General features: G+C 43.8%; 17 protein-coding genes. 9 read left to right on the top strand and 8 right to left on the bottom strand.

Going from position 1 to position 24,858, the window contains the following annotated elements; translation table 11 throughout:
* Positions 1-49: 49 nt before the first annotated feature.
* Entirely contained in the window at positions 50-1,333 is a 1,284-nt protein-coding gene (hemL, locus tag Xedl_RS39000; RefSeq protein WP_074023061.1) for a glutamate-1-semialdehyde 2,1-aminomutase, read from the bottom strand.
* Between the two features lie 221 nt (positions 1,334-1,554).
* Between hemL and erpA the strand changes: the two genes are divergently transcribed.
* Positions 1,555-1,899 (top strand): iron-sulfur cluster insertion protein ErpA, encoded by a 345-nt coding sequence (erpA, locus tag Xedl_RS39005; protein WP_074022964.1) that lies wholly within the window; start codon positions 1,555-1,557, stop codon positions 1,897-1,899.
* A 507-nt stretch (positions 1,900-2,406) separates the two neighbouring features.
* Here erpA and btuF read toward each other — a convergent pair.
* Both btuF and mtnN read right to left on the bottom strand, forming a co-directional pair.
* Entirely contained in the window at positions 2,407-3,252 is an 846-nt protein-coding gene (btuF, locus tag Xedl_RS39010) for a vitamin B12 ABC transporter substrate-binding protein BtuF (protein WP_083600281.1), read from the bottom strand.
* Positions 3,253-3,278: 26 nt separating this feature from the next.
* Positions 3,279-3,977, bottom strand: a complete 699-nt coding sequence (mtnN, locus tag Xedl_RS39015) for a 5'-methylthioadenosine/S-adenosylhomocysteine nucleosidase (protein WP_074022966.1) — start codon at positions 3,975-3,977, stop codon at positions 3,279-3,281.
* 135 nt (positions 3,978-4,112) lie between these two features.
* Between mtnN and dgt the strand changes: the two genes are divergently transcribed.
* A complete protein-coding gene (dgt, locus tag Xedl_RS39020; protein WP_074022967.1) occupies positions 4,113-5,648 on the top strand; it encodes a dGTPase in 1,536 nt (511 codons plus the stop codon).
* Here dgt and Xedl_RS39025 read toward each other — a convergent pair.
* A complete protein-coding gene (locus Xedl_RS39025; RefSeq protein WP_074022968.1) occupies positions 5,638-7,989 on the bottom strand; it encodes an ATP-binding protein in 2,352 nt (783 codons plus the stop codon). The two genes, dgt and Xedl_RS39025, sit on opposite strands and share 11 nt — an antisense overlap.
* Positions 7,990-8,042: 53 nt before the next feature.
* On the opposite strand from Xedl_RS39025, the gene rlmD reads away from it, so the two are divergent.
* The 6 genes from rlmD to Xedl_RS39055 all read left to right on the top strand — a co-directional run bounded on the left by rlmD (position 8,043) and on the right by Xedl_RS39055 (position 17,509).
* Complete coding sequence (gene rlmD, locus Xedl_RS39030) at positions 8,043-9,380, top strand: 23S rRNA (uracil(1939)-C(5))-methyltransferase RlmD (protein ID WP_074023063.1); 1,338 nt, start codon at positions 8,043-8,045, stop codon at positions 9,378-9,380.
* Positions 9,381-9,398: 18 nt separating this feature from the next.
* Positions 9,399-11,636 (top strand): GTP diphosphokinase, encoded by a 2,238-nt coding sequence (relA, locus tag Xedl_RS39035; protein ID WP_074022969.1) that lies wholly within the window; start codon positions 9,399-9,401, stop codon positions 11,634-11,636.
* 16 nt (positions 11,637-11,652) lie between these two features.
* Positions 11,653-12,444, top strand: a complete 792-nt coding sequence (gene mazG / locus Xedl_RS39040) for a nucleoside triphosphate pyrophosphohydrolase (RefSeq protein WP_074022970.1) — start codon at positions 11,653-11,655, stop codon at positions 12,442-12,444.
* A 258-nt stretch (positions 12,445-12,702) separates the two neighbouring features.
* The gene (gene pyrG, locus Xedl_RS39045) at positions 12,703-14,340 is read left to right on the top strand and encodes a glutamine hydrolyzing CTP synthase (protein WP_074022971.1); all 1,638 of its coding nucleotides are present in this window, start codon (positions 12,703-12,705) and stop codon (positions 14,338-14,340) included.
* A gap of 130 nt (positions 14,341-14,470) precedes the next feature.
* A complete protein-coding gene (eno, locus tag Xedl_RS39050) occupies positions 14,471-15,772 on the top strand; it encodes a phosphopyruvate hydratase (protein WP_074022972.1) in 1,302 nt (433 codons plus the stop codon).
* A 351-nt stretch (positions 15,773-16,123) separates the two neighbouring features.
* On the top strand, positions 16,124-17,509 hold the full coding sequence (locus tag Xedl_RS39055; RefSeq protein WP_074022973.1) for an SLC13 family permease: 1,386 nt from the start codon (positions 16,124-16,126) through the stop codon (positions 17,507-17,509).
* A 57-nt stretch (positions 17,510-17,566) separates the two neighbouring features.
* Here the strand turns inward: Xedl_RS39055 and Xedl_RS39060 are convergent, their stop codons facing one another.
* From Xedl_RS39060 to Xedl_RS39070, 3 genes are all read right to left on the bottom strand, one after another.
* Positions 17,567-19,051 carry an aldehyde dehydrogenase family protein gene (locus Xedl_RS39060; protein ID WP_074022974.1) on the bottom strand — a complete coding sequence of 495 codons (1,485 nt, stop codon included), beginning with the start codon at positions 19,049-19,051 and terminating at the stop codon, positions 17,567-17,569.
* 378 nt (positions 19,052-19,429) lie between these two features.
* Entirely contained in the window at positions 19,430-20,731 is a 1,302-nt protein-coding gene (locus Xedl_RS39065) for a dicarboxylate/amino acid:cation symporter (protein WP_074022975.1), read from the bottom strand.
* A gap of 337 nt (positions 20,732-21,068) precedes the next feature.
* The gene (locus Xedl_RS39070) at positions 21,069-22,205 is read right to left on the bottom strand and encodes an ABC transporter substrate-binding protein (RefSeq protein WP_074022976.1); all 1,137 of its coding nucleotides are present in this window, start codon (positions 22,203-22,205) and stop codon (positions 21,069-21,071) included.
* 551 nt (positions 22,206-22,756) lie between these two features.
* On the opposite strand from Xedl_RS39070, the gene Xedl_RS39075 reads away from it, so the two are divergent.
* Complete coding sequence (locus Xedl_RS39075; RefSeq protein WP_074022977.1) at positions 22,757-23,104, top strand: DUF6694 family lipoprotein; 348 nt, start codon at positions 22,757-22,759, stop codon at positions 23,102-23,104.
* An 85-nt stretch (positions 23,105-23,189) separates the two neighbouring features.
* On the opposite strand, the gene metK is transcribed toward Xedl_RS39075, so the two are convergent.
* Positions 23,190-24,344 carry a methionine adenosyltransferase gene (gene metK, locus Xedl_RS39080; RefSeq protein WP_074022978.1) on the bottom strand — a complete coding sequence of 385 codons (1,155 nt, stop codon included), beginning with the start codon at positions 24,342-24,344 and terminating at the stop codon, positions 23,190-23,192.
* Positions 24,345-24,858: the final 514 nt, after the last annotated feature.

Raw genomic sequence — 24,858 nt, 5'->3', positions numbered from 1 at the left:
AAACAGTGACGTCTGAGATTTCCGAGAAGTTGAATGGAAGTTGAATATTTTATTTCAGTTTTGCAAAACAACGTGCCGCCGCATCAACAGTACGTTGGATATCTTCCTCTGAATGAGCGATGGACATAAAGCCTGCTTCAAACGCAGAAGGAGCCAGATAGATACCTTCATCCAGCATCAAGTGGAAGAACTGCTTGAAACGTTCTACATCACACTTCATGACATCCTGATAACAGGTAACGCTTTCCGCATCAGTAAAGAAGATACCGAACATGCCGCCAACGTGGTTTACTACCAGCGGGATGCCGGCTGCTGATGCCGCACTTTTTAAACCAGCCGCCAGTTTGTCGGTCAGTTCGCTCAAGCGTTGATGAACACCAACCTGAGCCACTTCTTTCAGGCAGGCAAGGCCAGCCGCCATCGCGATGGGGTTGCCCGAAAGGGTTCCGGCCTGATAAACCGGGCCAGTTGGAGCCAGTTTTTCCATGATTTCCAGACGGCCACCAAAAGCACCTACAGGCATACCGCCGCCGATGATTTTGCCAAGGGATGTCAAATCTGGCTTAACATCGTAATATTCTTGCGCACCACCTAGTGCGACACGAAAACCGGTCATCACTTCGTCAATGATTAGCAGCGCACCAAATTCATCACACAGCTTACGCAGACCCGGCAGGAATTCTGGTAACGGTGGAATGCAGTTCATATTACCTGCGACAGGCTCGACGATAATACAGGCGATTTCTGCTGGGTATTTTTCGAAGGCTTCACGGACAGAGTTCAGATCATTATAAACACAAGTCAGGGTGTGTTTAGCGAAATCAGCGGGTACGCCTGGAGAGTTTGGCTGACCGATAGTCAGGGCACCCGATCCCGCTTTGACCAGTAAGCAATCGGCATGGCCGTGATAGCAACCTTCGAATTTAATGATTTTGTCACGTTGGGTATAACCACGAGCCAGACGAATGGCGCTCATGGTGGCTTCTGTACCTGAATTCACCATACGAACCATATCCATGGAAGGCACCAGTTCAGTGACCAGTTTTGCCATTTCCACTTCGGCGGCGGTTGGTGCGCCAAAACTTAAACCACGTTCCGCAGCCTCAATAACGGCGTTGCGGATAGCCGGATGGTTATGCCCAAGAACCATTGGTCCCCATGAACCGACATAATCGATATAGGCATTACCATCAACATCATAAAGATAAGCGCCATTAGCACGTTGAATAAAAACAGGTGTCCCACCAACACCGTTAAAAGCACGTACAGGTGAATTGACGCCACCAGGGATCACATGTTTTGCCTGAGAGTAAAGTGTTTCGGACTGGCTCATTAATAAAAGCTCCTGAAAAATAGCGGGATATGGGAATTCCATTCTAAATTACCCCGATAGGGAAGCCAAATTATCATATCTTCTCATCATTCGGATTACGGCGTTCATGTGACAAAACTTGAACGAATCAGTCAGGTATTGGATAATCTCGGCTAACTGATCAGAAAGCATAAAATAACTTTCCGAGAATTTTTACCGGAGAACCGGACTGGAGTAAAAATATGAGCGATGATGCTGCATTGCCTTTGCAGTTTACTGATGCCGCAGCCAATAAAGTCAAAGTACTGGTTGCTGATGAAGATAACCCGAACTTGCGCCTGCGGGTTTACATTACCGGTGGTGGTTGTAGCGGCTTCCAGTATGGTTTCACTTTCGATGACCAAATTAACGAAGGTGATATGACCATTCAGAAACAAGGGGTTGAATTGGTTATTGACCCCATGAGTCTGCAATATCTGGTAGGCGCTTGTGTGGATTATACCGAAGGGTTGGAAGGTTCCCGTTTTGTTGTTTCCAATCCGAATGCAAAAACCACTTGTGGTTGTGGCTCTTCTTTCAGTGTCTGATTGGAAAACTCACTGTTGTAATCAATGATTGTAATAAATAGCCTCCCAAACAGGAGGCTATTTGCGAGAAATGAAAGTAACCTCCCCCAATAATCCCAATAATCCCAATAATCCCAATAATCCCAATAATCCCAATAATCCCATCGTTTCCACGATGGCTATTTTGAATGATGCGGATAGTGAATAAGATTATGGATAACAACGGGGTTTTCACCTGAGTTAGCGTAAGCATGGCAACAATTGGCATGAAAACGCATAGATTCACCCGCTGAAATACATCCGTCCTCATAGTTTTAATGGGAGAATTTCTCCTGCTGAATACGAAAGGCAGTGGGAAGAGGCCAGAAATGTGTCCGGAATTTCTTGATCACTACAAATAGCCTGAATCAAGCGATCAAGAACGATTGCACAAGAGATGCGGTAATTATCTGCTTCCTTGTCACCGCATCTGGCGCCAATGCTCATGGCGTGCTGAAAAAACACACTGAGATAAAAAGATAGATTATTTTAGTTAGGACGATTCAACTGCTGACAAAGCTGTTCTGCCGCTAAAATAACCCTCGGTCCTGCACGGCTAAACCAGTCATCGTTCAGGGCGATAATAGCGACATTCATTTGTGGCCGCCAAAAATCGGCAACCTGCTGTTTTTGCTCTTCCGTTCCGCCGATGATGATCACTTCCGGTTTGCGGGTAAGTACTTGCTCACGGTTAACCTGCGGCCACGGAATGGGGCTATCAGCGAAAATATTTTTACCGCCACATACGGAGACAATTTCACTTTGGAGGGTATGGCTAGAGGAAGTAAAAATCGGATGCGTGCCAAACTGCAAGAACACGGGCTTAGGGTTCAGATTGGCATACTTTTGTTTTAATTGATTGAACTTAGCGCGAATATCGGTGGCTGATTGCTTAGCCATATCGGGGTGTGGGCTATAGGCAGCCAGTCGTTCCAGTTCTGACGCAACATCTTCTACTTTTTTCACATCCGAATAAAAAATGGGGATGCCGAAAGCTGCGAGTTGTTCCAAAGGACGTTGGGGATTACCGCCACGCCATGCCAGAATCAGGTCAGGTTTCAGGGCGATGATCCGTTCAACATTGACGCCTTGCCAATCAGCAACTTGTTCTAACTTTTTGGCTGCTGCGGGATAATCAGAGTAAGCGCTAACAGCGATAAGCTGGTCGCCCAGCCCCGCAGCATAGGCCAGCTCTGTCGTTGATGGGGCAAGGCTAATAACACGGGACGCTGCCGCATAAAGTGGAGCACTGAAACCAGACCAAAAGCTATACAAAAAGAATAAGAATGCCAGCCAAATGGATCGATGGGAAATTATTTTCAACCATGATTGCATTATCGATGCTCCACTTTACATATGGACTACTGTTTACTCAGTTCGGTCAGCATGGCATTGACCATCCGTGTCGATTCACGCGCCGCGACCACCAAAAATTCATCAAAACTGATATGGGACTCTTGATCGGCAACGTCAGAAATCGCACGGACGACAACAAAGGGAATATTATATTGATAGCAAACATGACCAATGGCGGCCGCCTCCATTTCAACCGCAGCCACTTTCGGGAAAGTAGAACGAATGCGAGCCAATGGCTCTGAACCATTGATAAAGGCATCACCGCTGCAAACCAGACCCCGAACGGCATTCAGATCAAGAGACTGAATACATTTTTCCGCCAAGGCGATCAATTTATCGTCAGCAATAAACGCGGCTGGGCATTGCGCCATTTGTCCCGCTTCATAGCCGAAAGCGGTAAGATCGGCGTCATGGTAGCGAACTTCTTCGGAAACCACGATATCTCCCACTTTCAGTTTAGGGTCAAGGCCACCGGCTGAACCCGTGTTAATCACGATATCTGGCTGACAATGCTCAATTAATAAGGTGGTGCCAAGTGCGGAGGAAACTTTACCAATACCCGATTTCAACAAGGCGATATCAACGCCATTCAGTTTGCCGGTATAAATTTCGCATCCACCTCGTGACAAGGTTTGCAGACCTTCAATCTGGTCACGCAATAAAGTCACTTCTTGTTCCATTGCACCTATTACACCTATTTTCATTGTGTCATACTCGCTTGTTATTCATGGATTGATGCCTATATTTACAGGCTGATTTAATCGGCGAGTGTATCATTGAATAGCTATTTACCGCAGATTCCGGTTCTAAATAATCGTTTCATTTAGCATGGGGGATTAATGTCTAATATTGATTTCAAGCAGAAGTTGAATTACCAACGTAAGTTCAGTAAATCTTCCATTCATCCCGATGATGAAGAGCAAGTGATTCGCCAATTTGAAAGTGATCGTGGGCGGATCATCAACTCAGCCGCGATTCGGCGGTTGCAACAGAAAACACAGGTATTTCCATTAGAACGCAATGCGGCTGTACGCAGCCGGCTGACGCATTCGCTCGAAGTGCAGCAAATAGGACGCTATATATCAAAAACGATTATCGCGGAGCTGGCAAAGCAGAACTTATTGGAAAAATATGGGTTGAATGATCGTCTACTTGCTTTTGAAAGCCTGATTGAGATGGCTTGCCTGATGCACGATATTGGCAATCCCCCATTTGGCCATTTTGGCGAGGCAGCGATTAAAGATTGGTTCTCCCGCCGATTAGATCCTGACGATTCACCCCATTTGCCGAAAATGGAGCATAGGCTGGATGCTTGTAAGGTCGCGGCATTGCGCCTGACGGGAGAAGAAAAGAAAGATCTCTTCCGTCGGCAATTGCGCAGAGATTTATGTCAGTTTGAAGGTAATGCCCAGGCTATCCGTCTGGCACATAATCTGCTGCGTTTGAATCTCACTTATGCCCAGATCGGCTGCATATTGAAATATACCTGTCCGGCCTATCGTCTGGAAGAAACCCCTGCTGCATTCAGTTACCTGATGAAAAAAATAGGTTACTACTGGTCAGAAGAGAGCTTTATCCGTGAATTGAAAAAAGAACTGCAAATGGGGGAATTCTGTCGCTTTCCGCTGACATACATTATGGAGGCCGCAGATGATATTTCATATTGCATTGCCGATTTAGATGATGCGGTTGAAAAGGGCATTTTTAACGTCGAACAACTGGTGGAATACCTGAAAAAAGAGTGGGAAGAAAACGGAGGATACCAGAAGGGTGATTTGTTCGAATCTACGGTGATACAAGCCTACAAGAAAACCACCAATAACGAAGCTCGTCGTAATATCCACGAACAATTTTTCATGTATTTACGGGTGTTTATTACCGGTAAATTGGTGCCTTATACCGCCAAATTGTTTATTGAACACTTGCCTGAAATTTATGCAGGTACATTTAATCACGCCCTGTTGGAAGGAAATGGGGAAGAGCATCGTTTGTTGAAAACCTTAAAGAATGTCACCCGTAAACGGGTTTTCAATCATCCTGAAGTGGAAGAATTGGAGTTACAGGGATACCGAATTATTACCGGATTGCTGGATGTATATAGCCCTTTGCTGGAGTTACCTCGTCAGGATTTTATGGAACTGAACCAAAATAATTTCCACAAACAATATTTTATTGAAACACGCTTGTTGCACAAACTTTCGACCAAGCATCGTTTAGCTTATGGTGAGGCCGTGGAAGGCATTGTTGCCACTGATGAGGCTGAAAAAGAGGTGATTGAGTTTTATTATCGGGCACGTCTTATTCAGGACTATATCAGTGGCATGACGGATAATTATGCTTACGAAGAATATCGTAAGTTTATGGTCACAAAGTAACGGGTTCGAGTGGCATAGTAGCCTCAAGTATAGCGGGAGCGGCTGCCATGACATGATTGATCTCGTCGATGAATTCCAGTAATTCTGGTTCCAGATCGGCCAGGGCAACCCCTTGGTGCAGTTGTTTTTCAACCAGTTCGCAAATTGCTTTCAGTTTAGGCACACCGTTGTAGCAGCAACTGCCGTGCAGTTGGTGGACATGATGCTGAAAGTGTTTGCGGATAGCCTCACCATCGGCGGTTAAAGCCTGTTTAATCATGCTCTTCATGTCGGGCAATGATTTTACCAGCATTTCTAGCATCTCCCGCGCCAATGATGCTTTGCCGGCAGTTTGCTGTAACGCTATCTCCCAATCAATGGCTTGTGGTTTTTTCTGCTGGCAGTATTGGTTCAGCAATGTTTTCAGACAGTTTTCATCCAGGGGTTTAGAAAGACAGTCAATAAACGGGGCATTCTTTGCCTCGTGGCAGGCAAAGGCCGTAACAGCCACAATCGGTGTCTCCTGATGTTGGGGGAGTTGTTGGATTTGCTTAGAGGTTTGGATACCATCCATATCCGCCATCTGAATATCCATCAGAATCAGATCCAGCGCATGTTGTTTTGCTATTTCCAGTGCCTCCATGCCATTACTGCACAGCAAGGCATTCTCAACGAGTTCATTGAGCAGTGTGCCGATCAATTTCAGGTTAGCGGGATTATCATCCACGGCCATAACGGTCATGGGTAAACGCGATGATGCCGGATAGATTGGCAGATACTCTGGCAATGATCCGAATGAATATTCATCTTTTTCCAGCCAGATATCAAAGTAAAATACCGTCCCTTTAGCGACTTCACTGGTAAAGTCAATGTCTCCTTTCATTTCACTGACCAATCGCTTAGTGATACTCAATCCCAGTCCGGTTCCCCCGTAATGGCGGGTAATGCTGGCATCTGCTTGATTGAAGGCCTGGAACAGAATCGGGCGGTATTCTGGTTTAATACCGATACCTGTATCAGTCACAGTAAAATCGATCTGTATAAGATGGTGGTGTTGCTGGCGTAATGTGATATCCAGCATCACGCGGCCTTTATCCGTGAATTTAATGGCATTGCCAATCAGGTTAGTCAGTATTTGCTGTAAGCGAATGGGATCACCAATCATCAGATTAGGTAATTTTTCATCAATATGGTGATGCAGGGGAAGATTTTTCGCGTTGGCAGCAGGCGTTAGCAGTTCAATAACTTCATTGACAGTATCCCTTAATAGAAAAGGCACTTGATCCAATACCAGTTTATTGGATTCCAGCCGTGAGAAGTCCAGAATGTCATTAATGATTTTCAGCAGGTTATTAGCCGATCTGTCAATGACATACAGATACTCCATCTGTTGTGGTGTAATGGGGGTTTTCAACATCTGGCGGGTGAAGCCAATGACCCCATTAAGCGGGGTGCGTAATTCATGGGACATATTGGCCAGAAATTCGGTTTTGATCCTGACCGCCTCTTGTGCGCGTTTTTTAGCGATAGTCAGTTCAACATTCTGGATTTCTAACTGCTCCATCGTAATTTGTAGGTCGGAAGTAGCTTGATCAATATGAAGTTGCATCTCATCTTTATATTGCGAGAGCGATTCTGCCACGGTATTAATGCCATTTTGGAGCGCGGCTAATTCCCCAGGCATAGCCCCTGTCACACGGCTGTTCAGTTGCCCTTGACGGATGCGATCGACGGCTTTAACCATGCAGTTGAGGGGCTGGGTAACTTTGCGCACCAGCACATGGGCAAATAAGGCTGTGCCTCCAAGGCACAAAATCAGCAGAATGATGGAGGTGGCAATCTCTTTGTATTGCTGGAGCTGGGCAACGCGTAAGTCCAAATCAATGGCGATATAGCCAATCGGCGGCGTATCGCTGGTGGATGTGTTCCAGGGATTAGAAGAAGAGTTGCCTGAGATAATGGGCATCTTCAGGATGATACTGTTGCCGTATTCCGTTTTGGCCAAGGTTGTCGGCATGGCTTCGTTGGCAGTGAGCCGCAAGCGATTGACATCATACTTGTCATTCGAAATATCGAATAACTTGTTATGCTTATCAAAGATCGCAATTGCCCTGACAATCTCAGAGTTTCGGCGATGCAGGCTGTTTATTAATGAATCAACCTGCTGGCAATTATCCAGATTAATGCCAACCTCGCTGGCAATGGATAAGGGTTCAATAATGCTGATCCCACTGCGGACTATCAGGCTCTTCAACTCGTAATAGCGATATGAGATAAATGATATACTCACAAGCGTTCCGACCAGTAAAACAGGAACCAATATCAGGCTCATCATACGGGTGCGTAGGCTATATTTGGTCATAGGCGTCCATTGTGGGAAAATCAGAACTCAATTTTTCAAAGTCAGTCAGAATCATGGTGCAATTTTACTCCCCAAATCGTCGCTCCGTAAACCGAGGCATTATTTCCGTTACCGCAGATAACCTTGATGCACAAGGGCAAGGCATTGCTCGCCATCAGGGAAAAACCATCTTTATTGCAGGATTATTGCCAGATGAGCAGGCACAAATCCAACTGACAGAAGAAAAACGCCAATTTGCTAAAGCTAAGGTCGTGAAAAGGCTATCAGATAGCCCGCATCGCGTTACACCTCGTTGCCCGCACTTCAAGGTGTGCGGTGGATGCCAGCAACAGCATGTTGCCACTGAGTTGCAAGTTAAAACTAAGGCCAGTGTACTGGAACACCTGATCCAGCGGGAAACAGGCATTAGCATCAGTGCTCATCCCATTATTCGCAGCCCAGAATATGGCTATCGGCGCAGAGCCAGGCTCGGTCTGCAATACCACGCCAGGCAACGTACATTATTGATGGGGTTTCGCCAGAGCCAATCCAACGATTTGGTGCATATTAAACATTGTTCGGTTATGCGTCCTGAATTGGAACAATTATTGCAGCCGTTGTCCCAGTGCCTGAATAGCCTGTATGCAGTAAAACGATTAGGGCACGTGGAAATGGTCTTGGCTGATAGTGGTCCATTAGTCGTGTTGCGCCATCTTGATCCCCTTAAGCCCGAAGATAAGGAAACACTGCGCCTCTTTTCGGTGCAGTACCATGTCGCGATTTATCTGCTGGGTGATGAAAAATCCCTTGAGCCGTTAATGGAAGGGCAAACAGCACCGTGGTATCAGGTGAATGGATTGAAACTGGTGTTCAGCCCACAAGATTTTATTCAGGTAAATGATGTGGTTAACCAACAAATGGTATCACAGGCATTGGCATGGCTGGATTTACAACCAACTGACAGAGTATTGGATCTGTTTTGCGGCATGGGGAACTTTACCTTGCCGATCGCCACTCAAGTACAGGCAACCGTAGGTGTAGAAGGGGTTGCTGAGCTGGTGGCAAGTGGGCAATATAACGCCCGACTCAATAAACTTAATAACGTCGATTTTTTTCATGAAAATCTGGAATCAGATATTCACCAGCAGCCTTGGGCAGCACAAGGGTTCAATAAAGTGTTGCTGGATCCCGCCCGCGCGGGTGCGGCGGGTGTTATGCCACATATTGTAAAATTGGCCCCCGAAAAAGTGGTTTACGTTTCCTGTAACCCCACCACACTCGCGCGGGACAGCAAGGTCTTGTTGGAGGCGGGTTATCATCTTGTCAGTGTACGGATGCTGGATATGTTTCCGCACACAGGCCATCTAGAGTCCATGGCGCTGTTTAGCAGTGAGCCAATGGTGATCGAGTAGATCGAGTAGGGAGAAATTATGGTTGCGGTAAGAAGTGCGCATCTCACGCCGGCAGGTGAATTTGCGGTCGATAAATGGATCGCGAGTTTAAACATTACTAACCCACAATCCAGTGAAAAGTTGGTCGAAACCTGGCGATATTGTCACGAAAAAGTCCAGGGTCACCCCAATGCGGAACTGTTGCTATGGCGCGGTGTGGAAATGGTGGAGATCCTGTCCACATTGAGCATGGATAATGACAGTATGCGTGCCGCGCTACTTTTTCCCATCCTTAATGCCAGGCTACTCGATAGCGAAACCGTGACCGAAACATTTGGCAAGGCCATCACGAATCTGGTGCATGGGGTATTGGAAATGGATGCCATTCGCCAACTGAAAGCCACGCATACCGATGCGACTTGTTCGGTACAGGTTGACAATGTTCGCCGGATGCTGCTGGCGATGGTGGAAGATTTTCGTTGTGTGATTATCAAGCTGGCAGAACGCATTGCCCATTTGCGGGAAGTGAAAGACGCCAGTGAAGATGAGCGGGTGCTGGCGGCCAAAGAGTGTTCCAATATCTATGCTCCTCTTGCCAATCGACTGGGAATTGGGCAGCTAAAATGGGAGCTGGAAGATTTCTGTTTCCGTTACTTACATCCCGATGAATATAAGAAAATTGCCAAGTTATTGCATGAGCGCCGAATTGATCGTGAGCAGTATATCGAGAAATTTGTGACCACTGTGCGTAAATATATGCTGAAAGAAGGGGTTCGGGCTGAAATATACGGGCGTCCGAAACATATTTACAGCATTTGGCGCAAAATGCAGAAAAAAGCCCTCTCCTTTGATGAATTGTTTGACGTGCGTGCTGTGCGGATTGTTGTCGAACGTTTGCAGGATTGCTACGCAGCGCTGGGGATAGTGCATACTCACTATCGTCATTTGCCGGATGAATTCGACGATTACGTTGCCAATCCGAAACCGAATGGTTATCAGTCTATTCATACTGTCGTTTTGGGGCCAAATGGCAAAACGCTTGAGATCCAGATCCGTACCCGTCAGATGCATGATGATGCGGAACTTGGCGTAGCAGCACATTGGAAATATAAAGAAGGCACGGCGATTGGAGGGGGTAAATCCGACAGTTATGAAAGCCGCATTGCATGGCTGCGGAAATTGATCGCATGGCAAGAGGAAATGGCGGATAGCGGTGAAATGCTGGATGAAGTGCGCAGTCAGGTATTTGATGATCGCGTTTATGTCTTTACGCCAAAAGGGGATGTTATTGATTTGCCAATTGGCTCCACGCCATTGGATTTTGCTTATCATATTCACAGTGATGTCGGCCATCGCTGCATTGGGGCAAAAATTGGTGGGCGCATCGTACCATTCAGCTATCAGCTTCAGATGGGCGATCAGATTGAAATTATTACCCAGAAACAACCTAATCCAAGCCGTGACTGGTTGAACCCGAACCTTGGCTATGTAACGACCAGCCGTGGACGCGCAAAAATCCACAATTGGTTCCGTAAACAAGATCGTGACAAAAACGTCATTGCCGGCCGCCAGATGCTGGACAATGAGTTGGCACATTTGGGGCTCACGGTCAAGGAAGCAGAGAAGGAGCTGATTGCCCGTTATAACGTCCACTCGTTGGAAGAAGTATTAGCGGGCATTGGTGTCGGTGATATCCGCATCCACCAGTTAGTAAATTTTCTGCAAAGCAAATTCAATAAAATTACGGCAGAAGAAGAAGATCGCGAAGCGCTTCGCAACCTGGAGAACAAAACCTATACACCACGTAATACCAGCAAAGATAATGGCCGTATTGTCGTGGAAGGGGTGGGTAATTTAATGCACCACATTGCCCGTTGCTGCCAGCCTATCCCTGGTGATGAGATTATTGGATTTATCACACGCGGGCGCGGGATCTCCATCCACCGTGCTGATTGTGATCAGTTAGCGGAACTCGAAGCCAGTTCACCGGAACGGATAGTCGATGCAGTGTGGGGGGAGAGTTATTCCAGCGGCTATTCACTTGTGGTGCGTGTTGTTGCCAATGACCGCAGTGGATTATTGCGTGATATCACGACCATCCTCGCTAATGAGAAAATTAATGTGTTGGGCGTCAGCAGCCGTAGTGATGTTAAGCAACAACTTGCCACCATTGATATGAACATTGAGATTTATAACTTGCAAGTGCTTGGGCGGGTATTGGCGAAGCTCAACCAGTTGTCTGATGTGATTGAAGCCAGACGTTTGCACGGTAATTGATAAAGCCTGGATTAAGATGAAACCGAACTCTATTGAACGACTAAAGGGGATTATGGCGCAGTTGCGCCATCCCCAGGATGGCTGTCCTTGGGACAAGGCACAAACCTCCGCTACGATTGCCCCTTATACATTGGAAGAAACCTATGAAGTGCTTGATGCGATTGAGCGCAATGATATTAGTGCGCTAAAAGAAGAGCTGGGGGATCTGCTGTTTCATATCGTGTTTTATGCTCAGATGGCTCAGGAGCAGCAACAATTTGATTTTGGCGATATCTGTGAGGCAGTGTGTGACAAACTGGAGCGTCGCCATCCTCATATCTTCAATCAACAAGCGGGTATCAGCAGCGAAGAGGCAATCGGCAGTTGGGAACAACGTAAGGCCGCAGAAAGGGCGGAGAAAGATCAGCATTCGGTACTGGATGATATTCCCGCCAGTTTACCCGCTCTGATGAAGGCTTATAAAATTCAGAAACGCTGTGCTTCGGTCGGTTTTGATTGGGATACCATTGGCCCGGTGCTGGACAAAGTCTATGAAGAAATTGATGAAGTCATGGACGAAGCGAAACAGGTGGTGGTTGACGAAGACAGATTGGAAGAAGAGCTGGGGGATTTACTGTTTTCAGTGGTTAATTTATCCCGTCATTTGGGACATAAGCCAGAGATAGCACTACAAAAAGCCTGCCAGAAATTCGAAAATCGTTTCCGTAATGTCGAAAAACTGATCCTCGACAAAGGCTTATCACTGGAAACGGCTACGTTAGATGAAATGGAAGCGATGTGGCAGCGAGTGAAAAGTCAGAAGGTATAGCAATCACAAACCTGATGGCATGGCCATAGCGAAAAGGATGTCGCTTAAACGGCTAAATCATCTGAACTGGGTGAAAAAATTTCACATCATTAACTTAATGAATTTAAATGGAAAATAGGGTATTTGTTTCGTGATGTTACTGTTTATGTGGCACCTCATCCCATTTAGATGGTTTGTAGCGAAATTAAGGTTAGGGTATACTGCTTTCCCGTCCTGTTATATTCATCATCCTTTTAAACCTAAACTTTCAGGTTCAGCATGAAAACTAATTATATTTTTGTGACCGGCGGGGTCGTATCCTCTCTGGGTAAAGGCATTGCCGCAGCCTCTTTGGCGGCTATACTCGAAGCCCGTGGACTCAATGTCACCATTATGAAACTGGACCCGTATATCAACGTCGATCCAGGCACAATGAGCCCAACCCAACACGGGGAAGTTTTCGTTACCGAAGATGGCGCTGAAACTGATCTTGATTTAGGTCATTACGAACGTTTCATCCGAACCAAAATGACACGCCGCAATAACTTCACGACAGGTCGTGTCTATTCTGAAGTGCTGCGCAAAGAACGCCGTGGCGATTATTTGGGTGCAACCATTCAGGTTATTCCTCACATCACCAATGAAATCAAAGACCGCATCATCCGTGGTGCAGAAGGCCATGATGTTGTGTTGGTGGAAATCGGGGGGACTGTCGGTGATATCGAATCCCTGCCATTCCTTGAAGCCATTCGTCAGATGGCGGTGGAAGTAGGCCGTGAAAATACGCTGTTCATGCACCTGACTCTGGTGCCTTATATGGCCGCTGCGGGCGAAGTGAAAACTAAGCCGACCCAGCATTCCGTGAAAGAATTACTGTCAATTGGTATTCAGCCGGACGTATTGATCTGCCGTTCTGATCGCATCGTTCCTGCCAATGAGCGGGCAAAAATTGCGCTTTTCTGTAACGTACCAGAGAAAGCGGTTATCTCTTTAAAAGATGTTGATTCCATTTATAAAATTCCAGCCCTCTTGAAATCTCAGGGCTTAGATGATTATATTTGTAAACGATTCAGCCTCGAATGCCCAGAAGCGGATCTGTCTGAATGGGAACAGGTCATTTATGAAGAAGCCAATCCATCGGGTGAAGTTACCATTGGGATGGTGGGCAAATACGTTGAATTGCCAGATGCGTATAAATCAGTGATTGAAGCACTGAAACACGGCGGGCTGAAAAATCGCCTGACGGTCAACATCAAGCTGATCGATTCGCAGGATGTTGAAACGCGTGGTGTTGACGTATTGAAAGGTCTGGATGCGATTCTGGTACCAGGTGGCTTCGGCGGCCGTGGTATTGAAGGCAAGATCATGACCGCACGTTATGCACGTGAAAACAAGATCCCATATTTGGGCATTTGCTTGGGTATGCAGGTGGCTCTGATTGAATTCGCTCGCAATGTTGCGGGAATGGTTGAGGCCAACTCGACTGAATTCGATCCTGAATGTAAGTTACCGGTTGTTGCTCTGATCACCGAATGGCGCGATGAGAACGGCAACGTAGAAGTACGTAGCGAAGGGAGCGATCTCGGCGGAACGATGCGCGTTGGTGGCCAATTGTGCCATCTGACTGAAAACAGTCTGGTACATAAACTTTATGGTCAGAATGACATCGTTGAGCGTCATCGCCATCGTTATGAAGTGAATAATTTACTGTTGAAACGTATTGAAGATGCAGGCTTGCGTATTGCTGGCCGTTCAATCGACAACAAATTGGTGGAAATCATCGAGAACCCCGCACATCCGTGGTTCGTGGCGTGCCAGTTCCACCCAGAATTCACTTCAACGCCTCGCGATGGTCATCCGTTATTTGCTGGCTTCGTCGAAGCTGCTGGCAAGTATCAGAAAGACCAGTTGAAATAAGATATGGGGCAATGGATTGATATTAAGCAAATTACTGTTGAAGTCATAGTTTTAAGATAGCAGCTTTTAAGAGAATGGCTTTTAGTTTCAATCTATTGTCCTGAATTTAACTTGTACTGAGGAAAACCTAATGTCCAAAATCGTTAAAGTGCTTGGCCGTGAAATCATCGACTCCCGTGGTAACCCAACGGTAGAAGCAGAAGTACACCTGGAAGGGGGCTTTGTCGGCTTGGCTGCTGCGCCATCAGGTGCATCAACCGGTTCTCGTGAAGCGCTGGAACTGCGTGATGGCGATAAATCTCGTTTTATGGGTAAAGGTGTACTGAAAGCAGTTTCTGCGGTTAACGGCCCGATTGCACAGGCTCTGATCGGTCAGGATGCGAAAGATCAGACTAACATCGACAAAATCATGATCGAGCTGGATGGTACTGAAAACAAGTCTAACTTCGGTGCTAACGCGATTTTGGCTGTTTCTCTCGCGAACGCCAAAGCAGCCGCTGCCGCGAAAGGTATGCCTCTATACGAGCACATCGCCGAGTTGAACGGTACTCCAGGTAAATTCTCCATGCCTCTGCCAATGATGAACATCATCAACGGTGGTGAACATGCAGATAACAACGTCGATATCCAAGAATTCATGATCCAGCCAGTTGGCGCAAGCACGCTGAAAGAAGCTGTACGTATGGGTTCTGAAGTATTCCACAATCTGGCAAAAGTGCTGAAAGCCAAAGGTATGAATACTGCGGTGGGTGATGAAGGTGGCTATGCGCCAAACCTGGAATCTAACGCAGCAGCGCTGGCAGCAATCAAAGAAGCGGTTGAGAAAGCGGGTTACGTACTGGGTAAAGACATTACTCTGGCGATGGACTGTGCAGCTTCGGAATTCTATAACGAAGAAACGGGCAACTATGAACTGAAAGGCGAAGGTAAAACTTTCACCTCTCAGGAGTTCACCCACTATCTGGAAGGACTGACCAAAGAATACCCAATCGTTTCCATCGAAGATGGCCTGAACGAATCTGATTGGGAAGGTTTTGCTTACCAGACTAAAGTATTGGGTGACAAAATCCAGTTGGTTGGCGACGATCTGTTCGTAACTAACACCAAGATCCTGAAAGAAGGTATCGAAAAAGGTATCGCAAACTCCATCCTGATCAAGTTCAACCAGATCGGTTCTTTGACTGAAACTCTGGCTGCAATCAAGATGGCAAAAGAGGCAGGTTACACCGCGGTCATCTCTCACCGTTCTGGTGAAACTGAAGATGCAACGATTGCTGATCTGGCTGTTGGTACTGCGGCAGGTCAAATCAAAACGGGTTCTATGAGCCGTTCTGACCGCGTTGCTAAATACAACCAGTTGATCCGTATCGAAGAAGCACTGGGTAATCGTGCACCTTTCAACGGTCTGAAAGAAGTGAAAGGCCAGGCATAATTGTCGGTTTTTCCTGCTAAAAAATAAATATTTTTTATGTTTTGGCGAAAGAGGATATTCTCTTTCGCCTTTTTATTGAAAGAAAATTTTATTTTTCATACTGGTTACTTATCTTATTACAGGACGAAAGTGTGATATGACAACAGAAATTTAGTTCTTTTTTTGAACAATAATGCGGTAACCAGACAAATCCCGCGTAGCAGATCCCAAAATTATACAACCCGTATTTTCTTCTTTGCTAATACTCCTTATTATTTCACATGTAATGTAATTCCTTAACATTTGTGGCAATGATTCATCAATTATTCTTTTTACATTACAAAGTTATGTTTCATTGTTTATGGAGTCTTCATGGACGCTTCTGAATCTTTAACACCAGCGATTGGGCCTACACCCTCAAATAAAAGAGGTTTAATTATTCTCGCGCTGGACATCATTTTGCTTGTGACATTACTTAAGTTTTTACCCTATGGTGAAAAAGCAAATGCAGGCTTGGCATTAATGGTATTTGTTGGCGTGTTATGGTTAACAGAAGCCATTCATGTCACCATTACAGCTCTGTGTATTCCTATTCTGGCGGTTGGTCTGGGATTGATGAATACCGGTGATGCACTGAAATCTTTTGCAAATCCAATAATCTTTTTGTTCTTCGGTGGCTTTGCACTGGCAACGGCGCTGCATATCCAAGGCCTGGACAGATTGATAGCTAACCGCTTGCTGATGATTGCTCGTGGTCGTTTATCTGTGGCGGTATTGCTGATATTTGGTATTACTGCTCTGCTTTCTATGTGGATAAGTAACACCGCAACTGCTGCCATGATGTTACCACTCATTCTTGGCATTCTGGCTAATCTGGATGTACGTACTGAGCGCAATACTTTTGTTTTTGTGCTGCTTGGTGTTGCATACAGCGCCAGTATTGGTGGCCTGGGGACGTTGGTCGGTAGTCCACCCAATGCTATCGCGGCTGCACAATTGGGTATGGATTTCTTTACATGGATGAAATACGGCGTGCCAATGGTCATTATTCTCCTGCCTGTTATGGTGGGAGTGATGTATATCATGCTGCGGCCAAATTTGAATCACAAATTTGATCTGGAATTGGAGCATCTGGAATGGAATGGCAAACGTGTTATTGCTATGGGGATTTTCCTGTTAACCGTAGTGTGCTGGATTTTCAGTTCATTCATTAGTGATGCGTTGGGTGGTGTCAAAGATTTGGATACGATTATTGCCGTGAGCGCAGCCATCCTGATTGGTATCACTGGTGTATCAACATGGTCACAGATTCAGAATAACACCGAATGGGGTGTGTTGATGCTGTTCGGTGGTGGCCTGACATTGAGTGCCGTCTTAAAAAATTCTGGTGCCAGTGAAGTTATGGCAAATGGCATGGCGGCGACTTTCGGCACCAGCTCTTGGTTTGTCATCATCGTTGCGATTGCTGCATTTATTATCTTCCTGACAGAATTTACAAGTAATACTGCAAGCGCAGCACTCCTTGTACCTATTTTTGCCACAGTTGCAGAAGCGCTGGGAATGCCGGTCGTGGTTTTGACCCTGATAATTGGTATTGGCGCATCCTGTGCATTTATGTTACCTGTAGCAACACCACCTAACGCGATTGTTTATGGCTCTGGTTATATCAAACAAATTGAAATGGTTAGGGTAGGCATAGTGCTGAATGTGGTATGTATTGCTATTATTTCTGTGGTTGCCTGGTTCTTCTGGTTGTAATTCCCTCTGTTAAATAAGCTATGATCGAAAACGCCACCTTTGCAGGTGGCGATTATGTTAATCCTCTTTGGTGCTGATATAGATATTTTTTACTTCTGTGTAAGCATCTAGCATCATTTTGTGGGTTTCGCGTCCAAGCCCTGATTTTTTATAGCCGCCGAAAGGCGCATGGGCGGGCAATTCGTGATAGGTATTAATCCACATACGGCCTGTTTTTATTGCTTTGGCGATGCGCAGGGCACGGTTAATATCCTGCGTCCATACAGCACCTGCCAGGCCATATTCGGAATCATTAGCCATTTCGATGACTTCTTCTTCGTTGCTGAATGGAATAACGCATAGCACAGGCCCGAAAATTTCTTCCTGTGCCACCCGCATCTTATTGGTGACATTGGTCAGGATTGTCGGCTGGATAAAGAATCCATCATCATATCCTGTTCCGGTTATGCGTTTTCCACCAGTCAAAATGGTTGCACCTTCCTGTTTTGCCAGATCGATGTAACCTAAAATAGTGTTCATCTGTTCTTCACTGACCTGGCAGCCCATTTCTGTTTCTGCCAACATAGGATCGCCCACTTTGATGGATTCAAACACGGTTTTCAGTGAATTCAGAAATTCATCATGAATATCTTTATGCAGGAACAGGCGGGCACCGGATTCACAGGCTTGCCCTTGGTTCAGCAAAATTGCATTGGCTGCATATTTGATTGCCTTTTTCATATTGGCATCGGGGAAAACGATGTTGGCCGATTTACCCCCTAATTCCAACGTTGCTGGAATGAGCCTTTTCGCCGCTGCTGCGGCAACGTTGTAACCGACTTCTGTCGAGCCGGTAAAGGCGACCTTGTTAATACCATTATGGTCGAGGATTGCCTGGCCTACCACTGAGCCACGTCCTGTAACAATATTGACAACGCCCGCAGGCAGAACCTGATTCATAATACGCCCCAGCTCAAGCAGAGTGATTGGGGTCAGACTTGCAGGATTGATAACAATAGTATTACCGGCAGCAAGGGCAGGTGCGAGTTTCCAGGCAGCCATCAATAACGGGAAATTCCAGGGAATAATTTGTCCGATTACACCCATTGGTTCTCTGATGACTAAGCTTAGTGTGTCATTATCGATGACATCAGTAGTATCAGAATGAGCGCGAATAACGCCGGCAAAATAGCGGAAATGATCAACAGAAAAAGGGATATCGAAATGCCGACACAGAGCCTGAGTTTTACCACCATCTAATGTTTCAAGGACAATAAAGCGTTCAGCTTCGGCTTCCAGTAAGTCGGCGATTTTCAGTAATAAAGATTGCCTTTCAGCCGCGGATGTTTTGCGCCAGGCTGGCAGCGCTTTTTGGGCCGCTTTGACGGCAAGTTCAACATCTTCTGTATTCCCAGCAGCATATTCTGTCAGCAATTCACCTGTTGCAGGGTTGTAGCTTTGCATTGTATTTTTTGCAACGCTATCAACCCATTCGCCATTAATCAGCATCTGATAAGATTTACAAGGTAAAAATTCTTTTTCGATATCATGTAACTTTTTCATTATATTCTCCGAATACTTTGGTTTTTGGTATGTTAGGGAAAATACGCCTAATTTATTATTAGACTAATTCTTAATTTTTATCAAAATTGAACTTAAATATAAAAGATCTCTATCAATAAATATAAATATTAATGGTTAATATAACAACGTGGAAAATTGCTTTATTGCATATGATTTCTTTTTCCGGTGGGATATCTGTCTTAAAATTAATAACGGTGTGTTATATATTATAATTTTCCATGAGATATTTTTTGTAATTTTTATTTATATTGAATCTTTCAACTGAATTTTTTATTTTTTGGTGTTTTGGGTGAAGGCATACCCCCCATTTATAGCTGGGGGATATAAATTTTTATTATTTACTGTAGGTGATATAACTTATTTATTTAGCATTTTTTCTACTGAATTTTGCATATCACCATTTAATATTTGATTCATTTTTTCTTTATCTAAAGCATTTTCCCAGCGGGCTACAACAATGCTGGCACAAGCATTGCCAACTAAATTTGTTAATGCACGGCATTCAGACATAAATCTGTCAATGCCCAAAATAAGCGCCATGCCTGCTACGGGGACGCTGGGAACAACAGATAAGGTCGCAGCGAGCGTAATAAAACCTGCCCCTGTCACACCTGCCGCGCCTTTTGAACTTATCATTGCAACTAATAATAAAGAAATTTGCTCATATAGACTTAATTCAATGTTGGTTGCCTGGGCAATAAACAACGCTGCCATCGTCATGTAAATATTAGTACCATCAAGATTAAATGAGTAACCTGTTGGAATAACTAAACCAACAACCGATTTCTCACAACCCAGATTTTCCATTTTCTTCATTAGTCCAGGTAATGCTGCCTCTGAGGATGAGGTTCCTAAAACCAACAATAATTCGTCTTTAATGTATTTTATTAATTGAATAATAGAGAATCCATTATATTTAGCAACTGCTCCCAATATAATAAGAACAAAAAGCAATGATGTAATATAAAAAGTGACAATTAACATCATCAAATTGCCGATCGATGAAATACCATATTTGCCTATGGTAAAAGACATTGCTCCAAATGCACCAATTGGTGCTAATTTCATTAAAATTCCTACCATTTTAAAGATAGGTTCTGAGAGGTGTTGTAAAAATTCTAAAACAGGTTCCCCTTTTTTCCCTATAGCGGCTAAAGCGATACCAAAAATAACTGAAATAAACAGAACCTGAAGAATATTGCCATTCACAAGTGGGCTGACAACGGTTTCAGGGATGATATTCATCAGAAAGTCAACAATGGATGATTCATGGGCTTTCTCCACATAACCAATAACCTTGCTGCTGTCTAACGAATCAGGAGAGATATTTAAGCCATCGCCGGGGCGGACAATATTGGCGATAATTAACCCAATAACTAATGCAAGTGTTGAAAATGTTAAAAAATATAACATTGATTTTGCTGCAACATTTCCAACCTTTTTTATATTATTCATTCCAGCTATCCCTGTGACTACCGTCAAAAAGATAACCGGTGCAATAATCATTTTCACAATTTTAATGAATGCATCACCTAATGGTTTTAATGATGTTCCAATATCAGGATAAAAATGACCAAGGGCGATACCCAGCAAAATGGCGAATATAACTTGAACATAGAGTATTTGGTATAAAGGTTTCTTCTTTAGAGTCGTAGACATAGGATTCCTGTTTCTTATCCATAGTGTTAATATTGATATTAATGCTTTGTTTTTTATTAATTAATTTAACGTTTCCTTTTGTTTAGAAAATAGTAACGTCTTCCATAATAATGAGATGGATTCTCATTATTATGGAAGGTATTATTGGAATGATAAGATTAATGTTAAAATTACTCTGATTTTTTGTTGTGAACAAGTAGCGAGAGCGTAAATCCAATCATTTATTGTTAAAAAATAAAAAACATTATATAAGAAACCAGTATAAAACTGTATTTTTTTATAATTTTATAGTTATCTCCCCACGCAAAAGACGAGTGGGTTTGATTCAGAAGAGGAGTTATTTTGCGGTTACCCAGAAAACACCACTACCATCTAATGCGGTAAAGGTTTGGTGAACATAAATATTGTCTGCGTGAGGATCAATATCTTTGAAAAGATCGGGATGTAACCATTTTGCAATGGCTTCTACAGCAATAATATTGAATGGAGTATCATAGTATTGATGATAAATCGCCATAACATGTTTTTCACGATACGATTTTAAAATCTTTAGCTTGGCGCGCGCGAGCAGCTTTTGAAAACGTTTCTGCGATGTTGCCAGCTCTCCGGTATAACCTAAAGGAACAGATTGACTGTTTGAATGAATTGTATCCCAATCTGCTACTGTCATCAGATAATAATCGGGATTGGTCGCCAATAATTGTTCTTCATTAATTTTGCCTCCCATACCAGAAAACCATTTGCTTCCCATATTCTCACCACCTGCGGCAGTAACAAACTCTCCGAAACTATTGGTGGCAAAGGTATTACAACAATCGTCATCACCTAACATACCGGCATGGCGCTCAATAAAGACGCTGGGAATGTGCTTAATAGATAATGCCGCGATACGTTTATTAATGATGGACAGACGATTTTCATAAAACTGAATGAATTTATTGGCATTTTCTTCTTGTTGGAAAACCTGCCCTAACAATCTCATGCTGGGAACTGTATTGGATAGAGGATGTTGACGGAAATCGATGAAAATGACAGGAACTCCTATTTTTTCCAACACGTTAATCGTATTACTGCTATCCAATTTGGATTTCAAACCAATATCGAAAATAACCAGATCAGGCTTATACATCATGGCTTTTTCGACATTGAAATCACTGGTATAGGGATTAGGGAAAACCGGAATTTTCCTTAGTTGAGGGAATTTCTTTTCATAGGCTGTCGCGAGGTCAGGAGATTTTTTCTCCAATGCATTATCCCACGCAACAATACCTTTCAATGGTTCAGAGGGATGCAAAATATTCAGGGCAATAACCATTCGGCTATCTGCTAACATAGCGCGTTTAACAGGTACGTTGATTGTTACTTCACGCCCCATAATATCTTTAACGGTCATTTTTTCTGCTTGAGCATATATGGGGAGTAATATGAATAACGCGGACAGAAAACATTTTATGGGATAATGTATATTAAACATTACTTTTCCTCATTATTTGAAGTTATATAAGAGATATCAATGTATAGATATGGCTAAATTACTTATCATTAATTTTCGTTTCATTTATATTTTTAATCTTATGGATTTCAAATATATTTATTCACAAAGTGAGCGCAGTGGGGTTTCTGTTATTTTTCCGATGCAAAGTAGATGATAATGGTTGTTATTCAGGCTAATCAACCCTTTTTACATTTTTACTGAGATAAAAATAGTTACTTATAAATTTTTACTTTAATGACAATCCATTAAGGTAAAACTACCTTCGATCTTTTCAGTTGCTGGTATAACCGTCTGGTGAAGTTATTTTCGTGTTACATTATTTTAACAATTTGGTGGGGATTTTGACAACAAGGGGAAAATGCATTCGATAATACGTTGATTATTAGAAACCACATACACATTAATAACCTGAAGAAATCAATAATCAAGTTATAAACATTTCTGATTTAATAATAAATATTTTCCTTAAAATGATTTATATGTTGCCATTCTTGCTATTATTACTTTATTGGTAATAGGCGGGGTTGATCATGAAAAAATTGTTCATTATTTGTTTGTTGGGATTTGCATTAGCTGGATGTGATAATCAACTCAAAATTGATGGAATAAATGAAATCGCTGTGAAAACATCCATTGAGAAGATCAGAGATACTTTACCAGAAGATAAAAGATTACAATTTGATGACTCATTAAATATTGTTATGAGCAATAGTATCGACTTTGATGATCTGTTTAAGGATAACAAGAATGGAAATATCAAACATGCAGATATACAAAAGTTGGAACAGAAATTTTTTCAATCTCTTCATGGGAAAACAGCCGATCAAATCATTGAAGAAGCAGAGAAAATTAAAGCGGCAAACATAAACAAAAAATGAGTATATATTTCATTTCCATAATAAAGGTACTTTTGATCATAAAAAAACCCGCAGTATTTGCGGGCTTCGTAGACTAGTAAAAAATTTATTTCAATCCTGCCGCAGAACGCAGAATTTCAGCTTTATCTGTGGCTTCCCACGGGAATTGTTCACGACCGAAATGACCGTAAGCCGCGGTATCGCGATAAATAGGTTGTAACAGATTCAGCATCTTAATCAGGCCGTAAGGGCGCAGATCAAAAAATTCACGCACTAGTTGAATCAATGTGGAAGTTGGCACTTTCTCTGTACCGAACGTTTCCACCATGATAGAGGTTGGCTCTGCAACACCGATGGCGTAAGAGACTTGGATTTCACAACGATCAGCCAGGCCTGCTGCAACGATGTTTTTGGCAACGTAACGCGCTGCATAGGCTGCCGAACGGTCAACTTTGGAGGGATCTTTACCAGAAAATGCGCCACCACCGTGACGAGCCATACCACCGTAGGTGTCAACAATGATTTTACGTCCAGTCAGACCACAGTCACCCATTGGCCCACCGATCACAAAGCGACCTGTTGGATTGATGAAATATTTGGTCATCGGAGTAAGCCATTCGGTAGGCAATACAGGTTTGATGATCTCTTCCATCACGGCTTCATGCAGTGCTTTTTGATCAATATCTTCACTATGCTGGGTTGAAAGGACAACTGCATCAATACCAATAATTTTGCCATTCTCATACTGGAAAGTGACCTGACTTTTTGCATCAGGGCGCAACCACGGCAGGGTGCCATTTTTACGAACTTCAGCCTGACGCTCAACCAAACGGTGTGCATAAGTGATAGGTGCTGGCATGAGAACATCAGTTTCGTTGGTCGCATAACCAAACATCAGCCCCTGATCTCCTGCGCCTTGCTCCAGAGGATCTGTACGATCAACCCCCTGGTTGATATCAGGGGATTGTTTACCAATGGCACTGATAACCGCACATGAGTTGGCATCAAACCCCATATCTGAGCTGGTATAGCCGATTTCACGTACTGTACTGCGAGTAATTTCTTCTATATCAACCCAAGCGCTGGTAGTGATTTCACCACCAACCATGACCATGCCTGTTTTAACGTAAGTTTCGCAGGCTACGCGAGCTTTAGGATCCTGTTTTAAAATTGCATCAAGGACGGCATCGGAAATCTGATCAGCAATTTTGTCTGGATGCCCTTCTGAAACAGATTCAGAAGTAAAAAGATGTGTAGTCATTATATTTTATTACCTTAAATATAATCTTGGTTTAAGGGCGGATTGGGATGTATTACCGTCTAGACGGCTATTCTAAGTCACTCTTACTAAGGTTACCAGTTTTTTTAGTTTTAATTACCTGCCAGTGTGTGACATTTATCCAAAAAGTATGGAGGTGTTCATTCCCCGTTTAGATAAATTTCGTTTTGCAATTTTACTGGATTACAGGTATAAACTGCGCGCGTAACACAAGTCATTTTTTGCACGTGGAACTTGGCGTTACAGGCGTTTGCAGGAGATATATGCGTATCCTGCTTCTCAATTGAGAAACGGCTTGCGGTAGTAAGCCATGTGGAGGTGAATGGGGTTATGATCCATTATCTGCTGAATGTTAACGGCCAACAGCCACATTATACCATTGATATATTCACATCTTGTCCCTTCCTTTTATATACGCAGGTCTTTCGATGTTACCCGTGGCTAAGCCGCAGATAAATTGGGTTGGCATCATTATATAGTCACGCAGTAAATATGT

The organism is Xenorhabdus eapokensis (assembly GCF_001908105.1).
Note: the sequence above shows the minus strand (reverse complement) of the source record. Positions and strands in the feature narration are given on the sequence as shown.

Coding starts and splice junctions, on each gene's coding strand:
- dgt (WP_074022967.1), top strand. CDS start 4,113: ATGTCTAATATTGATTTCAAGCAGAAGTTGAATTACCAACGTAAGTTC.
- erpA (WP_074022964.1), top strand. CDS start 1,555: ATGAGCGATGATGCTGCATTGCCTTTGCAGTTTACTGATGCCGCAGCC.
- Xedl_RS39060 (WP_074022974.1), bottom strand. CDS start 19,051: ATGAAAAAGTTACATGATATCGAAAAAGAATTTTTACCTTGTAAATCT.
- Xedl_RS39070 (WP_074022976.1), bottom strand. CDS start 22,205: ATGTTTAATATACATTATCCCATAAAATGTTTTCTGTCCGCGTTATTC.
- eno (WP_074022972.1), top strand. CDS start 14,471: ATGTCCAAAATCGTTAAAGTGCTTGGCCGTGAAATCATCGACTCCCGT.
- pyrG (WP_074022971.1), top strand. CDS start 12,703: ATGAAAACTAATTATATTTTTGTGACCGGCGGGGTCGTATCCTCTCTG.
- btuF (WP_083600281.1), bottom strand. CDS start 3,252: ATGCAATCATGGTTGAAAATAATTTCCCATCGATCCATTTGGCTGGCA.
- Xedl_RS39025 (WP_074022968.1), bottom strand. CDS start 7,989: ATGACCAAATATAGCCTACGCACCCGTATGATGAGCCTGATATTGGTT.
- Xedl_RS39075 (WP_074022977.1), top strand. CDS start 22,757: ATGAAAAAATTGTTCATTATTTGTTTGTTGGGATTTGCATTAGCTGGA.
- Xedl_RS39065 (WP_074022975.1), bottom strand. CDS start 20,731: ATGTCTACGACTCTAAAGAAGAAACCTTTATACCAAATACTCTATGTT.
- hemL (WP_074023061.1), bottom strand. CDS start 1,333: ATGAGCCAGTCCGAAACACTTTACTCTCAGGCAAAACATGTGATCCCT.
- Xedl_RS39055 (WP_074022973.1), top strand. CDS start 16,124: ATGGACGCTTCTGAATCTTTAACACCAGCGATTGGGCCTACACCCTCA.
- metK (WP_074022978.1), bottom strand. CDS start 24,344: ATGACTACACATCTTTTTACTTCTGAATCTGTTTCAGAAGGGCATCCA.
- mtnN (WP_074022966.1), bottom strand. CDS start 3,977: ATGAAAATAGGTGTAATAGGTGCAATGGAACAAGAAGTGACTTTATTG.
- mazG (WP_074022970.1), top strand. CDS start 11,653: ATGAAACCGAACTCTATTGAACGACTAAAGGGGATTATGGCGCAGTTG.
- rlmD (WP_074023063.1), top strand. CDS start 8,043: ATGGTGCAATTTTACTCCCCAAATCGTCGCTCCGTAAACCGAGGCATT.
- relA (WP_074022969.1), top strand. CDS start 9,399: ATGGTTGCGGTAAGAAGTGCGCATCTCACGCCGGCAGGTGAATTTGCG.